General features: G+C 48.4%; 13 protein-coding genes. 7 read left to right on the forward strand and 6 right to left on the reverse strand.

Translation table 11 applies throughout. The features are described from left to right. The first annotated feature begins 72 nt into the window (after window positions 1–72). On the forward strand, window positions 73–312 hold the full coding sequence (locus HCN83_RS02885) for a hypothetical protein (protein ID WP_168004821.1): 240 nt from the start codon (window positions 73–75) through the stop codon (window positions 310–312). Window positions 313–565: 253 nt separating this feature from the next. On the opposite strand, the gene HCN83_RS02890 is transcribed toward HCN83_RS02885, so the two are convergent. Beyond that, window positions 566–1,345 (reverse strand): phosphatidylserine decarboxylase, encoded by a 780-nt coding sequence (locus tag HCN83_RS02890; protein ID WP_168004822.1) that lies wholly within the window; start codon window positions 1,343–1,345, stop codon window positions 566–568. Between the two features lie 82 nt (window positions 1,346–1,427). Here HCN83_RS02890 and HCN83_RS02895 point away from each other — a divergent pair, with 82 nt between their 5' ends. Beyond that, window positions 1,428–3,992, forward strand: a complete 2,565-nt coding sequence (locus HCN83_RS02895) for a CBS domain-containing protein (RefSeq protein ID WP_168004823.1) — start codon at window positions 1,428–1,430, stop codon at window positions 3,990–3,992. Window positions 3,993–4,064: 72 nt separating this feature from the next. Further along, the gene (gene deoD / locus HCN83_RS02900) at window positions 4,065–4,775 is read left to right on the forward strand and encodes a purine-nucleoside phosphorylase (RefSeq protein WP_168004824.1); all 711 of its coding nucleotides are present in this window, start codon (window positions 4,065–4,067) and stop codon (window positions 4,773–4,775) included. Window positions 4,776–4,857: 82 nt separating this feature from the next. Here the strand turns inward: deoD and HCN83_RS02905 are convergent, their stop codons facing one another. Next, window positions 4,858–5,847 carry a lipoate--protein ligase gene (locus HCN83_RS02905; RefSeq protein ID WP_168004825.1) on the reverse strand — a complete coding sequence of 330 codons (990 nt, stop codon included), beginning with the start codon at window positions 5,845–5,847 and terminating at the stop codon, window positions 4,858–4,860. A gap of 127 nt (window positions 5,848–5,974) precedes the next feature. Between HCN83_RS02905 and HCN83_RS02910 the strand changes: the two genes are divergently transcribed. Beyond that, window positions 5,975–6,799, forward strand: coding sequence for an aldo/keto reductase (locus HCN83_RS02910; RefSeq protein WP_168004826.1), 825 nt, complete (start codon window positions 5,975–5,977; stop codon window positions 6,797–6,799). A 323-nt stretch (window positions 6,800–7,122) separates the two neighbouring features. Here HCN83_RS02910 and dapF read toward each other — a convergent pair whose 3' ends face one another. Together dapF and HCN83_RS02920 are read right to left on the reverse strand one after the other, a co-directional pair. Further along, the gene (dapF, locus tag HCN83_RS02915; RefSeq protein ID WP_168004827.1) at window positions 7,123–8,094 is read right to left on the reverse strand and encodes a diaminopimelate epimerase; all 972 of its coding nucleotides are present in this window, start codon (window positions 8,092–8,094) and stop codon (window positions 7,123–7,125) included. 34 nt (window positions 8,095–8,128) lie between these two features. Next, on the reverse strand, window positions 8,129–9,103 hold the full coding sequence (locus HCN83_RS02920) for an aldo/keto reductase (protein ID WP_168004828.1): 975 nt from the start codon (window positions 9,101–9,103) through the stop codon (window positions 8,129–8,131). On the opposite strand from HCN83_RS02920, the gene HCN83_RS02925 reads away from it, so the two are divergent. Then, on the forward strand, window positions 9,095–9,442 hold the full coding sequence (locus tag HCN83_RS02925; RefSeq protein WP_168004829.1) for a hypothetical protein: 348 nt from the start codon (window positions 9,095–9,097) through the stop codon (window positions 9,440–9,442). The two genes, HCN83_RS02920 and HCN83_RS02925, sit on opposite strands and share 9 nt — an antisense overlap. A 150-nt stretch (window positions 9,443–9,592) precedes the next feature. On the opposite strand, the gene HCN83_RS02930 is transcribed toward HCN83_RS02925, so the two are convergent. After that, a complete protein-coding gene (locus HCN83_RS02930; protein WP_168004830.1) occupies window positions 9,593–11,263 on the reverse strand; it encodes a glycoside hydrolase family 13 protein in 1,671 nt (556 codons plus the stop codon). A gap of 161 nt (window positions 11,264–11,424) precedes the next feature. Between HCN83_RS02930 and HCN83_RS02935 the strand changes: the two genes are divergently transcribed. Then, window positions 11,425–13,338, forward strand: coding sequence for a S9 family peptidase (locus HCN83_RS02935; RefSeq protein ID WP_168004831.1), 1,914 nt, complete (start codon window positions 11,425–11,427; stop codon window positions 13,336–13,338). Window positions 13,339–13,627: 289 nt separating this feature from the next. Here the strand turns inward: HCN83_RS02935 and HCN83_RS02940 are convergent, their stop codons facing one another. Next, a complete protein-coding gene (locus HCN83_RS02940) occupies window positions 13,628–13,867 on the reverse strand; it encodes an HPr family phosphocarrier protein (protein WP_168004832.1) in 240 nt (79 codons plus the stop codon). Between the two features lie 106 nt (window positions 13,868–13,973). Here HCN83_RS02940 and HCN83_RS02945 point away from each other — a divergent pair, with 106 nt between their 5' ends. Continuing rightward, window positions 13,974–14,615: an NUDIX domain-containing protein gene (locus HCN83_RS02945; protein ID WP_168004833.1), complete on the forward strand. Its 642-nt coding sequence runs from the start codon at window positions 13,974–13,976 to the stop codon at window positions 14,613–14,615. The last annotated feature ends 46 nt before the right edge of the window (window positions 14,616–14,661 follow it).

Below are 14,661 nucleotides of genomic sequence, written 5' to 3' on the forward strand. Positions count from 1 at the left end.
GCACGGCTTCACTCGGACACAGGCTTCTCGCGAGAAGCCTTCAAGACCCAGTCCGGCTCCGCTCGTGCGTTGATGCCGTTCGCAGATCTGAACGGCACTGGATCTTCAGACTGCGCTGATCCCACGGGCGTCCCCGCCGGACACATCGGGGAAACGGCTCTGATTCATGGAGAACAACGTCACGACAGGCAGGTGCGACCGCTTTTTTTACCTTTTATACTGAATTGTAGGAAGAATTGGCATCCCTATTCAACATCGAAACGTCGCATAGGGAAGGTTCAATCTGTGTGGAAGCCGATCGTGCAGGCCTAACCACACATATGAACCGTACTGCCAGCTGCCGACGTCGAAGGAACTCGACTCCGGGAGGATCAGAACGAGGCGAAGATCCAGCGATTCCGACAGCAGGAGGAATCGGTTAGCTGAGGCCGTTCCCTCCGGAAAGCGAGTGTCCGCAGATACAGGCAGATGCAACATTATTCACTTAAAATGACTTTATCAACACTCTGCAAGGGGCAGCCGCAACGAATGCGGCTGCCCCTTTTTCTTTTATGACGCGGACAAATTAAGATTGCCCTTCCACGGCTATTGCCTCTCCCTGCCGCACGAAGGTGCCGGCTTCCTTTTTCCACCTGACATCCGGCCGGTCGTAAAGAAGAACGACGCTTGATCCAAAGCCGAAGGCGGCCATCTCCTCCCCTTTCTCGAACGAGTCCTGAAGGCTGGATGGCATTACGCTGTTAACGTTCAGAGCTCCTACTTTGGCGGTGATAAAGCGCCCGGCCTCTCCCTCCATTTCCGTCATCAGCCTGTAGTTGTCAGCCAGCGGCGTCCTTCCGAGCAGAAACGCCATATCGTTTACAGGTTCGGAGTATTCACCTGCAGCCCAGCGTTTCAGTACACGCCCTGAAGAGGGTGCATGTATGCGGTGATACTCTTTTGGTGAAAGATAGAAGACGGCAAAACTGCCGTTTTGATAGCGCTCTCCGGCTCCTGTAACAGCAAGCATTGTCTCAAGGCTGTGACGGACCCCTTTCACGTAGAAATGTCCATCCCCTCTCAAACTTCCGCTTGCAGTAAGCACGCCGTCTACGGGGCTTGCAATCGTTTTTTCAAGCATTGTCACCGGCCGGGTTCCTTCCAGCGTATGACGTGTAAAAAACTCCTGCAGTGACCGGTATGAACCAGGGTCTTCTAAGTAATCAGCCATGTCGACCTGAAACGTCTTAATAAAACCAGGAATCAGCAGGCTGCTGGCACGCGATCGTACAAATGACTGAAGCACCTTCGCATAAAGCGGATTATGTGTCAGCTCCAGCATTGCTGTATAAAGTTGTTTATTCATCATCATCACTCCAGAGGGTTCGTATGCTATTCTTATTGTAGCAGAGAATGATCAGACACGCTTCTGAAGAAAGGAGTTCCTCATGCAGTTAATCATGTCGCACAACAATCTTGATTTTGATGCGCTCGCCTCACTCATTGCTGCCAAAAAGCTTTACCCGGAGGCTGAGCCCGTTCTCCCTTCCAGACTGACCTCCGAGGTAGAGCATTTTATTACCATCTACAAAGACATTTTTCCATTTACGAAAATTCACGAAGTAGACTGGAGCCGTGCAGAAGAGCTGATTCTGGTCGATGCATCTTATCTGGACCGCCAGGCAGAGGAAGAGGCCGCTTCTCTTCCTATAACCATCATCGATCACCATACAAACGAAACGGCAGCATTTCAACATATACGCTCGTTGCAGAACGAATCCGTCGGTGCCTGTGTGACCCTTCTGGCTGAACATATCCATGCAAGGTCGATTCCTATATCCCCTTTGGAGGCGACTGTGTTTGCACTTGGACTCTATTCGGATACAGACTCGTTTACTATTCCGGGAACCACCGCCCGCGACTTGGAAGCTGGCGCCTACTTCATTCGTGCGGGAGCTAATTTGAAGGTCGTGGACCAGTTTCGAGAAACACCGCTCTCACACGATCAGCAGCGTCTGTTTCAGGAGCTCCTTGAGAATGGCGAGCAGCACACAATTGACGGAATCGATATTATGATCAGCGCCTCCGACCAGGATTATTATACCGGCCACCTCGCTCATATTTGCAAAAAGCTCCTGCAGGTGACCGGCCTTGACGGCGTCGTGGTAGTTTGCGGAATGGGGAACAAAACGTTTATTACGACCAGAGGCCAGTCCGAACAGGTCGATTTTCGCGCGCTTGTCGACCATTTTGGCGGCGGCGGTCATGCACAGGCCGCCTCTGCATCGATTAAAGGGGTGTCAGCTGCAGAAGCAGCTGAAAAAATAAAGAGTAAGCTTCCGGATGCAGTCGTTCCTGCATTGACGGCGGCTGATTTAATGTCATCACCGGTTAGAGTTATCGCCCCTGAAACGACAGTTGAGACAGCGGTGAAAATGATTTACCGGTACGGACACAGCGGGTTTCCTATCGTCGAAGATGACCGGCTCACCGGCATTATTTCGCGCCGGGATCTCGATAAAGCCCTCCATCACAAACTAGGTCATGCACCAGTAAAAGGATTTATGCAGCGAAACCCGGTCTGGATTGATAAAACCGTCCGGCTTGATCAAATCCGGACAACGATGATGGAAAAACAAATCGGAAGACTTCCTGTACTGGAAGATGGACGCCCTGTGGGGATTGTATCCCGCTCGGATATTATTCAGGCAATGCACGGAAGGCAGCCTTCTGCATCCAGCATCCGCAGCAGCGGCCCTGTAAAGCGGCAGGTTGCAAAAACGATGGAGAAGCAGTTTCCGCCTGAGCTGCTAACCCTCATTACAAGCATTCAGCAGGTGGCTGATGAGCAGAACATTCCCGTATTTATCATTGGAGGAATCGTGCGCGATTTGTTTCTCAATATTGCAAATGAGGACCTTGACATTGTTCTGGAAGGCGATGCGCCCTCCTTCGGCGAATCACTTACAGAAGCTTACGGAGGCCGTCTGAAAGTTCACCAGGCATTCCGTACGGCTACCTGGACGACAGATTCAGGCAGTAAAGTCGATTTGACGAGTGCCCGCACCGAGTACTATGACTTTCCAGCAGCACTGCCGCGTGTTGAGCTTTCTACAATACGGGAGGATTTGTACCGCCGGGACTTTACGATTAACACCCTTGCCGTTCAAATCAATCACGCTCGCTATGGAGAACTGACCGACTATTTTAACGGCCTTGACGATTTATCCAACCGCAAGCTCCGGATTTTATATAATCTCAGTTTTGTCGAAGACCCGACGAGAATTTTGCGAGCCGTCCGTTTTGAAACCCGCTTCAGCTTTCAGATGGAAGCACAGACGAAGTATCTTGCTGAGGAGAACAAGCAGCTTCTTTCTTCCGTCAGCCGCTTTCGACTGTCTGAAGAGCTGTACCGGCTGTTTACGCAGAGCGACCCTTTAAAAGGTCTGGAGCGCTTATTTTCCTTCCAGCTTCAGGACATTCTTCTTGCCAGCCCGGATGAACCTGCAGATGTCCGTCGCAGGCAGCGGCGGATGAACCGGTACAGATACATCTTTGAAAGCCGTGGAGTTGTCTTTCCTGAAGCTGCGTGGGTCGCTGTCATGCTTTTCATGTCAGCACCGGACTCGGCAGCAATAGCCGGCATTCGTTCATATGCGATGAACAGACAGGAGGAGAAGGCCTGTGATGCCTGGCTGACATTATGGACCCACACAGAGGGAAACCATCTTCCATTTCGAGATGCTCACGCAGCTGCTTCCCACATTCCTGACTGGGCCGCTGTCGCCTTTGCTGCATTCAGTGAAGAGGCATCGCTCGCCCGCTACGTGTGGCGCCGGCTTGATGCCCGGCATGCGCTAAAAGGTAAAGATTTGATTGAAGCGGGATTTCGACCTGGCCCTGTTTTTTCAGATATGCTGTTTGAAGCGGAAATGCGCAAGCTGGAAAACCCGTCTCTTACAAAGGACGAGCTGCTGGCTCCATTTATAAAAGCCGGCCATACCGGCATATGAGGTTTACCGCTGCTTACTCTATCTGATAAGATAGTTTAGTAAACCATATTTTTCTCGAAAGGGCTGAACTCAATGAGTGTACACATAGGGGCACAAAAAGGAGAAATTGCAGAAGCCATCCTGCTTCCTGGAGATCCTCTGCGCGCCAAGTATATCGCAGAAAATTTTTTAGAGGATGTTAAGCAGTATAATGATGTCCGCGGCATGTACGGCTATACAGGTACCTATAAAGGAGAGCGGGTATCTGTTCAGGGAACTGGCATGGGCGTTCCTTCCATTTCCATCTATGCGCACGAGCTGATCAACAGCTACGATGTTAAAAAACTGATCCGCGTAGGTACGTGCGGAGCTATTCAAAAGGACGTTAACGTTCGTGACGTTATTATTGCGATGAGCGCAGCGACTAACTCCGGCGTGAACCAGCATCATTTCAAAGGAGTCGATTTCGCTCCGACAGCTGATTTCGACCTTTTGAAAAAGGCATATGACGGAGCTCAGGCTCAGGGTCTTAATGTGAAAGTCGGCAGCGTCTTCACGAGCGACGTTTTCTATAACGAAGATGAAACACTGATTCCGAACCTGGCCAAGCATCAGGTGCTTGCTGTAGAAATGGAGAGCTCAGCTCTGTACACCATTGCTGCACGGTTCCAGGTACAGGCACTGTCTGTCCTTACAGTAAGCGATCATATTATCACCGGCGAAGAAACGTCGTCCCAGGAACGCCAGGAAACATTCAATGAAATGGTTCACGTAGCTCTTGCAGCAGCTGTTTCCGACAACTGAGCTGTTTTATGCGAATAGTAAAAAGCATCCGCTCAGAATTAGTTTCTGACCGGATGCTTTTTCGTTTCTCCTCTTAAGCTTATCAATAAATGAGTTCAATAAAGCCTTCCCGCGGAACTGGCCCGAAATAGTAGGACATATCCGCATCTCCTACTGCCTCAAGGATAGCATTTTTTTCATATTTAACGCCTTTCAGTTTATCTTCCAGGTCAGATACTTCCCCAATTCCGAAAAAATCCCCGAATATTTTAATGTCCTGAATCGTACCTTTTGATACATTCAGCCGGACATCGACTGTACCGGCTCCTTCAAAACGCCTGGAGCGCTCCAGATCGAACTTAGGGGATGTTCCATAGTTCCAGTCCCAGTTTTTATACCGCTTGTCAGCAAGGGCTTTAATTGCTTCCCAGTCTTCTTCAGAAAACCGGTGCGTAGGAATGTCTTCTCCCTCAAATATATGGTTAAGAATAAGCTGCTTCAGCTTCTCCACATCGATCTCCTGCTCTGTTAGCTCATTAATGTTTGCAACCCTGGCACGAACGGATTTAATGCCTTTTGACCTCATTTTTTCTTCACTGACCTGTAAAGAGTCCACGATATTCTCCATCTGCACATCCACGAGCAGCGTTCCGTGGCTGAACATCTTTCCTTTTGTTGAATACTGGGCGTTGCCCGATATTTTTTTTCCGTTGGCGTGAATATCATTTCGTCCGCTGAGCTCGGCGTTAATTCCTAAACTTTTTAAAGCTTGAATCACCGGCTCTGTAAATTTTGCGTAGTTGGAAAAGCTGTCACCGTCGTCTTTGGTAAGAAAGCTGAAGCTTAAGTTGCCCAGATCCTGATAAACGGCTCCTCCGCCTGAAAGCCTGCGGACCACTTTAATGTTATTCTCATCTACAAAAGCTTTATTGATCTCCTGGTGCGTGTTCTGGTTTTTCCCAATAATGATACACGGTTCGTTCACATAAAAAAGCAGGTACGTTTCATCGGATGGAAGCGTCTGCAGCGCATATTCCTCAAGCGCAAGATTTAAACCTGGATCATGGATGTTCTCATTATCGATAAAGATCATGTGATCAACCTCCTGTTCAGTCTGTATCTATCGTACCATATCCCGGAAGCATTCGTGCTTATTAGACCGGTTATGAATACGGTTTATGCTATACTGAAAACATTCTGCTCGAGGAGGGAATTGAGTTATGGAATTTGTCACTCTCAACAATGGAACACGCATGCCGCAGCTCGGATTTGGTGTCTGGCAGGTACCGGATGATGAAGCAGAGGCAGCCGTAACCAACGCACTGAAAGCCGGTTATCGATCGATCGATACGGCTATGATCTACCAGAATGAAACAGGTGTCGGAAAAGCTCTGGCTAAAACATCGATCCCCCGTGAAGAATTATTTATCACGACAAAAGTGTGGAATGCCGATCAAGGCTACGAAAACACGATGAACGCATTCGAAGCAAGTCTTGACCGGCTCGGTCTTGATTACGTGGATTTATATCTGATTCACTGGCCTACGCCGGAGTTTGATGAATACGTTGATACGTACAAAGCTTTGGAAGCCTTATATGAAAGCGGAAAAGTAAAAGCCATCGGTGTTTGTAATTTTGACATTGATCATTTAGAACGTCTTAAACAGGAATGTTCTGTCACTCCTGTATTAAATCAGGTAGAGTGCCATCCGTTCCTCGCCCAGGAGGAGCTGCGCAATTACTGTGATACAAATGATATTTATGTAGAAGCATGGAGTCCGCTTATGCAGGGCGGTGAGGTATTAAATCATCCTGTCGTGCAGAATATCGCGGAGGATCATCAGAAGACGGGCGCTCAGGTTATTCTGCGCTGGCATTTGCAGCGGGGAAATATCGTGATACCTAAATCAGTGACTCCTTCCCGGATTAAGGAAAATATTGACGTTTTCGACTTCGAATTAACAGACGATGAACTAGAAATAATTAATAACCTGGACAGAGGGATCCGTAAAGGTCCTAAGCCAGCGGAAATGAACAAACGCTGACTTGTATGACTCCGGGCCGGCACCGAAAAGAGGACACGCTCCCTTTTCGGTGTTTTTTTAATCGTGGACACATAAGCAATAAAAAACGGAAAGTTTGTCATAGAAAACGAAAAGGCTTCTTCCTGCCCCGTTTGATTAGACTTCAGCCAGTCTGCCTTCATTCTCCCTGTGCTCTTTGATTGTAATCACAATTACTTACTCTGTATTCTCCCTACCAATTCTGGTTGATTCTTGTCATGACATCACCTAACGAAAAAAAGCAGGCTCTCTTTTCAGAGTCACCTGCTTATATGTTTAACGGTACTGCTTTACACATATGCTGCTCACAAGGAGCCGGATTTGTCACGTGCATATGCTTCCATCCGTTCATATGCTTTTATCTCATCTGAAAAAACAGTATGAACCTCCAGGTGGAACTGTCGGAAATCACCTTCTTCCACCTTTAACGTGCCTTCCCATTCGTATGTGGCATTCCCGATCAGCCGCATTTCGTAAGCTTCACCGTGCTGTTCCGGGATAACATGCACCAACCCGCCCGGATTATAGACAGTGAGTTTCGAGCCGATTGTCTGACCGCCGTCCAGACAGCTGACTAAGGCCGATGCAGACATAGCCGTGCCGCAGGCGTTAGTAAGACCGACTCCCCTTTCGTACGTCCGAACGAAAATACTTCCGTCTGCCAGCTCTTTTACAAAGCTGACGTTGGTTCCATTCGGAAGCAGTTCTTTCAATTCATTAGCGCGCTTTCCGCAAGCTTCCACTTCCTCGTCATTGATATGATCAACAATCGCTACTAGGTGCGGATTTGGGACAGATAAGGCTGTAAAGCGAGCTGTCGGATGAAGCTCGGGTATTGACGCAAGACGCAGCTCAGACTCCGCTGTCACCGGCACCTCTTCCGGCTGAAAAGATACCGGCTTTATTGCCACCTCATATGTTGGAATTTGCTCAAACACAGGATCCTGCACCCCTGTAGCAAGCGGCGCTTTCATTGTTTCTATAGTAATTTGCTGCAAACCGGTATGTTCCAGAACATAGCGTGCCGCACAGCGAAGTCCGTTTCCGCACATTTCTGCTTCGGTTCCGTCACTGTTCAGCATTCGCATACGCGCTTCCGTTCCGGTACCGGGAAGGATGAACAACACGCCGTCCGAGCCGATTTTCCCTTCCCTGTCGCTTACAGCAATTGCCAACTGCTCCCGCATATCATCTGTTAATTCCGGATCTTCCGTCCATTCGTCGACGATAACAAAATCATTTTTCGATCCGTGACATTTCACTGCTTTTAACTTCATCGGTTTTATTCCTCCTGCATCTGTAAACTGATTATTAAAGCTGAACGTCCCATGAAGCTTTGGAAATCTGTTCTGCTTCATTATCAGACAACCTTACGTTCAATGCTCCAGCATGCTCAGCTGCGTGTTTTTCAGACGAAGCACCCGGGATCGCAAAAACCAGGTCCCCGTGATAATGAACCATCCAGCTTAAGACAACCTGGCTGACTGTGGCCTCATGATGTTCAGCTGTTGCTTCAAGCAGGTTCATTAAAGGCTTTGTTTTTTCCAGGTATCCGCTGCGGAAGCGACCCATCCATTTTCTTGGTCCTCGTTTTTTCTTGATTGCATCCGGATCCTGATGATACTTGCCTGTTAACAACCCTTGCTCCAATGGGGAGTAAGCGATCACCGAAATACCGAGCTCTCTGCACGTGTCGAACAGACCGTTTTGCTCAGCTCTTCTGTCCAGAAGGCTGTACTTAATCTGATTGGATGCGAGCGGTACGCCTTCCGCATGAAGTGTATCATACGCTTCGAGCATTCGTTTTTCATTAAAATTTGATACGCCTATTTCTCCAATCTCACCACGGTGTTTAAGCGCCAGCATTGCTTCCATCTCTTTACCGGCTGACGAAAAAGAAAACGGCTGATGGATCTGATACAGTGCAATAGGGCGCTGATTCAGCGCATCGCGCCGCGCCCCAATCGTTTTTTCTATGGAACTGGCTTTTCGTCCTGCAGGCCACCACTTGTCAGCGATATAAACTGTCTCAAGAGAGGCCTCTTCACGGTCGAGTGCATCTGCAAGCGCACGTTCAGATGCACCGTTCCCATAGACCTCAGCGGTATCAAACCAGTTGATGCCTCCGGCCAGTGACGCGCGGACGATAGCCTGCATGTCCTCCTCGCCGACGTCGTCCCAGTATCGTCCTACTGCATTCGCTCCGCGGCTAAACTGCCAGCAGCCAATTCCAATCGGGGAAAGCTGCGGCCCTTCTTTTCCAAGCGTTCTGTATGCATGATTCATGACGGCACCTCCTGCTTTTCTAGCACTACTTTATCACGATTTATGCTGCTGATGCACTCGTCATCATCTTCAGGAATTGAAAATGCAGGCGGTCGCAAAATAAAACGCCCCGGAATGAATCCGGGACGCTTCTTATCAACAGCAGTCGCTTGCACCATTGTTCATAACCAGACCGCCGCCATCCTGCGTTTCTTTATACGCAAGCTCCAGCGCGCGTGTATGCTCATGCACCATTTTTTCAAATGCAACCTGAATGCCGTTTACTTCTTCAATAATATCGTCTTCTGCCGGCGCATCCAGCGCCAGTCCAAGCTGCGGGCCTCCTCAGCCCATGCCTGAAGCAAAGATTTTGATATTATCTGCTTGATGTTCGTTCATCAGTTCCTCAATATACGTTTTCGCTTCGTTTGTGATTTGCACAATCGTTCACCTCGTTTACTATATTATTCTTTACGCATTTTAACAGGTAATCACTCATCTGACAAACACTCAGCTTCTGTGCGAGAGAACAACGACTGCTTCGTATGGCTGCAGAGTGATCCGTCCGCCGGCATCCCGTTTATAGTTGGAGATGAGTATGGTTCCTTCCCCGGTATCGACCGGCTCTGATTCCTGGTCGGAAAAGCTGCAGAAAACAGTAAGCTGATGATCGTCAAGACAACGTTTGTAAGCGAAAATCGTGTCACTTTCTTTATGGATTAGTTCAAAATCCCCGTAAACGATCACGTCATACTCTTTTCGAAGCTGGATCAGCTTCTGGTAAACGTAAAACAAGGAATCGGGATCCGCAAGTGCCTTTGCGGCATTGATACGTGAATAATTTGGATTTACAGCAAGCCAAGGTGTTCCTTCAGTGAATCCTGCATTCGTTGTATCATCCCACTGCATAGGAGTCCGGGCGTTGTCCCGTCCTTTCACATATATTTTTTCCATTAGAGCTTCATGTGAGACACCGGCTGCTCGTTTTTCCTGATACATATTCAGCGTTTCAATATCTTCGTATGCTTCAATGGAATCAAAGCGCACATTGGTCATCCCGAGCTCTTCACCCTGATAAATATATGGCGTTCCCCGCATCATATGCAGCATGATCGCAAGCATGGATGCAGACTGGAACCAGTAAGTCTGATCATCTCCAAATCTGGAAACGAGACGCGGCTGGTCGTGATTATTTAAATACAGGCTGTTCCAGCCCTTGTCCATTAGCGCATACTGCCATTTGGAAAGATTCTCACGCAGTGTTGGCATGTTGAAGGGCAGCAGATCCCATTTCCCTTCAGGTCCGGAATCAAGATCCACGTGCTCAAACTGGAAAACCATATTCAGTTCCCTTCGCTCTTCTGCTGTGTAATCGACAGCCTGTACTTCATCGACGCCAGGCATTTCACCTACTGTCATGATGTCACGTCCGGCCATGACCTCTTCATGCATTTCCTGCAAGAATTCATGCATGCGCGGGCCGTTCATAAAGAATTCGGCGCCTGAAGCGAGCTGACCAGGAGCAGCATCCGGGTTGTCGGGAAGGCCAGGTTCCTTGGACAGGAAATTAATGACGTCCATGCGGAATCCGTCTACTCCTTTATCAAGCCACATGTTCATCATGCTGTATACGTCTTTTCGCAACGATTCATTTTCCCAATTTAAATCCGGCTGTTTTTTAGAGAAAAGATGCAGGTAGTATTCTCCTGTTTTCTCATCATACTCCCACGCAGAACCGCTGAAGTTGGATTCCCAGTTGTTTGGAGGAGCGTCTTGCTTTCCCTCACGCCAAATATAGTAATCACGGTACGGATTATCGTCAGAAGATCGCGATTCTGCAAACCAGGCATGTTCGTCCGACGTATGATTGACGACAAGATCCATCACGAGCTTTAACCCTCGCTTGTGCATCTCTTGCAGAAGCATCTCCCAGTCTTCCATCGTTCCAAATTCATCCATGATTTTACTGTAACTGCGAATATCATATCCATTATCATCATTTGGCGAGTCGTACACCGGGCTGAGCCAGATAACATCAACACCAAGCTTTTTCAGATAATCGAGCTTTTCCGTTATGCCGGGAATATCTCCAATACCGTCCTGATTTGAATCGTTGAAGCTTCTAGGGTAAATTTGATAAACGACGCTTTCCTTCCACCAACGGCGTGTATTTCCGGACATGTGATCAGCACTCCCTTTATATGTTCGTCCGTTTTAATTTGCAAACGGTTGCACTAAAACTTTAGCACATCTGTCTGCATGGTGGCAATGCCCTAAATATTTCGCAATTCGAATCACTTTTTGATAAAGTGAACGTAGCTTATACGTTTAGGAGTGGTAGGATGAAGCAACCCGCAGGCATTCAGGATTTATTCCGACTATCAATTTTAGAGAATCCGCAGCTTTCCCCCGATGGTGCAAGTGTGTTATTCGTCAGAAGGCAGCTGGTGGAAGACCGCTACACGTCACAGCTTTTTGTACAGCGGCTTGAAGAACCGGAAGCCGTTCAGTGGACATTCGGATCCGGAACCGTATCCTTTCCGGTATGGTCTCAGGACGGGAAACAGGTCGCCTTTATTTATCGTTATCCGGATGAAAAACAAGCTCGCATCTGTAAAATAGCGGCTGACGGCGGAGGTATTCAGGAAATCCAGACTCTCTCCGCCGGTGCCGGTTCACTGCGCTGGACCGCTTCTGACAGCGAACTGATACTGACGGTAACGCAACTAGCAGATGAACCGGACGAAAAGCCGAACGCTCTGCAGGTCGATACGCTTGATTATAAATCAGATAAAGCAGGTCTCCATGATGGAAGTTATACTCAGCTAGCGGCCATGGATCCTCTCACTGGAAAATGGACAGCACTAACAGACTCTGCTGTCGATAAGACCCTACTTGACGTGTCCTCAGACGGTTCACAAATGCTGTTTGTGGCAAATGAACGAGGAGACGGAACTCAGGGCTCAGACGTTCACCTTCTGGACCGAAAATCCGGTCGCACTCGTGTCATCGTTCAAGGATCATACAACAGCGCCTCCTTCTCTCCGGACGAAGTGCATGCAGCGCTCATAGGCCATGATCAAACTCACCGCGGAGCCGGGCAGAGTCATGTATCGTTTTACAACATGAAGGAAGAGAAGCTGATTACGACCGTCTCTTCTATGGACCGGTCTTTCACCGATACAATGATCGGAGATATACGAGGACCTGCTGCTGATCAGCGGCCTGTCTGGACCTCTCAGAACGCAGTGTGTGTACCGGTATCTTCCTGGGGAAATGTGAATCTCGTAAACGTTTCCTTCTCAGGCAGAATCGATTATGTGACAACAGGTAATCACCACGTTTTTGATGCCGCTTTTCACAAGGATTCAGGAGTGATGGTCGCTGGCATCAGTACTCCAGTCTGTCCCGGTGAACTGTTTATTGTCAATGAGCAGCGACTCAGCCAGCTCACATCGTTTCAGGAAGGCTGGAAAGAGCAGACAGCGCTGCTCTCCCCCGAAGAACTCACATTTGAACGTGACGGATTCCAGCTTCAAGGGTGGGTACTTATTCCCGAACAGGCTGACGGCCGGGGACTTCTCCATATCCACGGCGGACCGCATGCCATGTATGGCAATACATTCTTTCATGAAATGCAGGTGCTTGCTGCAGAAGGTACGTCCGTTCTTTTTATGAATCCCCGCGGCAGCCACGGATACGGACAGAGTTTTGTCAATGCTGTAAGAGGGAACTATGGAGGAGGAGATTTTGATGATCTGATGATGTTCACAGATGAGACCTTGTCTAAATTCCCTCATATTGAGACTGGCAGGCTTGGCGTTACCGGAGGAAGCTACGGGGGCTTTATGACGAACTGGATCGTCTCTCATACCAACCGGTTTCGCGCAGCCGCAACTTTGCGATGTATATCAAATTGGATCAGCTTTTATGGTGTGAGCGACATCGGCTATTTTTTTACAGACTGGGAACACGGAACGGTGCCGCCGGAAGGAATTGACGAACTCTGGAGAATTTCTCCGCTGAAATATGCTGAACATATTGAGACTCCGCTGCTGATTATGCACGGAGAAGAAGATTTGAGATGCCCTATGGAACAGGCGGAACAGCTTTACATTCATTTGAAACGGAGAAATCATCCTGTATCATTCATCCGTTTTCCGCAATCTAATCACGAGCTGTCGAGAAGCGGTCATCCCCGTCTCCGTCGTCAGCGGCTTACTTATCTGCGGGACTGGTTTCAGGAGCAGCTTTAAAAACTTGCATGCACACGGGGGAATAGTTTTTTAATGCCGGCTTCTGAACCCGATTACGAAGGATCCCTGTAAACACGTTGGACACAAAAGAAACGAACTGTCGTGAACCTCTGATAAGAGATTCAACAGACAGTTCGTTTTTTCACGTAATCAGTCGTCTTTGGTTGACACTCTCAATCCGTCCCGTCGAAGACAGTAGAGTCAACTGTAAAGTAAGCTCAAAAAACACTTTATAAAAAGCCTGTGGACCGTTCAGGATACGTTTGAACGGTTTTTACCTACTGTCGAATTATTCAAAGATACCTTGGTCTTTGAACTGCTGAACTGCCTGCTGATCCGGTTCACCGGAAAAATCCAGTTCGATTTCATCACCAGGCTGCAGGGATACCGCCAACACGCCGAGAAGACTTTTAGCATCAATCACCCAATGATCTTTGCGGATCAGAACCGTATCCTCATATTCCCCTAAACGATTTACAAATGTGCTTGCTGTTTCTCCAAATACCGGTTTTTTTACAGTCAGTTTCACGAATGCACGCCTCCTTACGTATTTTTTATAGTATAGCTTACTCAAACGAGTGTTCCAAGTTTTTCTTTCATTTACCCGGCATGGTAAACTTATAGCAGGAAAGGGAGTGAATCCGTTGGACAGACTGCAGCAGTATTTTCAAGAGCGCAAAGCAGATATTCTGCACGCTGAGCAATACCGTGAATATGCCGTATTCGTTCCTGTCATCCGCCGGGCCGGAGAAGATCACTTTTTATTCGAGGTTCGCTCTTCGCACGTTCCTCAGCCGGGAGAGATCTGTTTTCCCGGTGGCAAAGTAGACAGCACCGATCCCTCTCCTGCCGCAGCCGGGATAAGGGAGCTTGCTGAAGAAACGGGAGTACTCCCTTCTCAGATCACCTACTATGGAGAGCTCGACTATATGATTACACCGATGCGGTCTATCATCTATCCTTTTTTTGGACGCATTGACGAGGAGGCGGCCATTCAGCCGAATGAACAGGAAGTGGCGGAAGTGTTTACAGTTCCAGTGAGCCACCTGCTGGCGACTGCTCCGGAAACTCACCCCGTTCATATTGCGGTAGAGCCATCGGAAGATTTTCCTTACCACCTGATACCGAAGGGGAGGCAGTATCCTTGGGGAAAAGGAAGCGTGCAGGAACATTTTTATCAGTACCGGCAGTATACGATCTGGGGCCTTACAGCCCGTATTTTGACGCATACGCTCGATGAATTGAAAAAAGCGGATCCTCTCAAAAAGATGATATAAAAGGTAGAAGAAGCTGATATGTGGAAGTGCTTCGCATACGACAACG

This window comes from Alkalicoccus luteus (genome assembly GCF_012034335.1).
GTDB classification, from domain to species: domain Bacteria; phylum Bacillota; class Bacilli; order Bacillales; family Salisediminibacteriaceae; genus Alkalicoccus; species Alkalicoccus luteus_A.

What these genes read in the sequence shown, in the direction of transcription:
- HCN83_RS02885 (WP_168004821.1), top strand. Translation starts at nt 73, where the DNA reads ATGCCGTTCGCAGATCTGAACGGCACTGGATCTTCAGACTGCGCTGAT.
- HCN83_RS02890 (WP_168004822.1), bottom strand. Translation starts at nt 1,345, where the DNA reads ATGAATAAACAACTTTATACAGCAATGCTGGAGCTGACACATAATCCG.
- HCN83_RS02895 (WP_168004823.1), top strand. Translation starts at nt 1,428, where the DNA reads ATGCAGTTAATCATGTCGCACAACAATCTTGATTTTGATGCGCTCGCC.
- deoD (WP_168004824.1), top strand. Translation starts at nt 4,065, where the DNA reads ATGAGTGTACACATAGGGGCACAAAAAGGAGAAATTGCAGAAGCCATC.
- HCN83_RS02905 (WP_168004825.1), bottom strand. Translation starts at nt 5,847, where the DNA reads ATGATCTTTATCGATAATGAGAACATCCATGATCCAGGTTTAAATCTT.
- HCN83_RS02910 (WP_168004826.1), top strand. Translation starts at nt 5,975, where the DNA reads ATGGAATTTGTCACTCTCAACAATGGAACACGCATGCCGCAGCTCGGA.
- dapF (WP_168004827.1), bottom strand. Translation starts at nt 8,094, where the DNA reads ATGAAGTTAAAAGCAGTGAAATGTCACGGATCGAAAAATGATTTTGTT.
- HCN83_RS02925 (WP_168004829.1), top strand. Translation starts at nt 9,095, where the DNA reads ATGATTCATGACGGCACCTCCTGCTTTTCTAGCACTACTTTATCACGA.
- HCN83_RS02920 (WP_168004828.1), bottom strand. Translation starts at nt 9,103, where the DNA reads ATGAATCATGCATACAGAACGCTTGGAAAAGAAGGGCCGCAGCTTTCC.
- HCN83_RS02930 (WP_168004830.1), bottom strand. Translation starts at nt 11,263, where the DNA reads ATGTCCGGAAATACACGCCGTTGGTGGAAGGAAAGCGTCGTTTATCAA.
- HCN83_RS02935 (WP_168004831.1), top strand. Translation starts at nt 11,425, where the DNA reads ATGAAGCAACCCGCAGGCATTCAGGATTTATTCCGACTATCAATTTTA.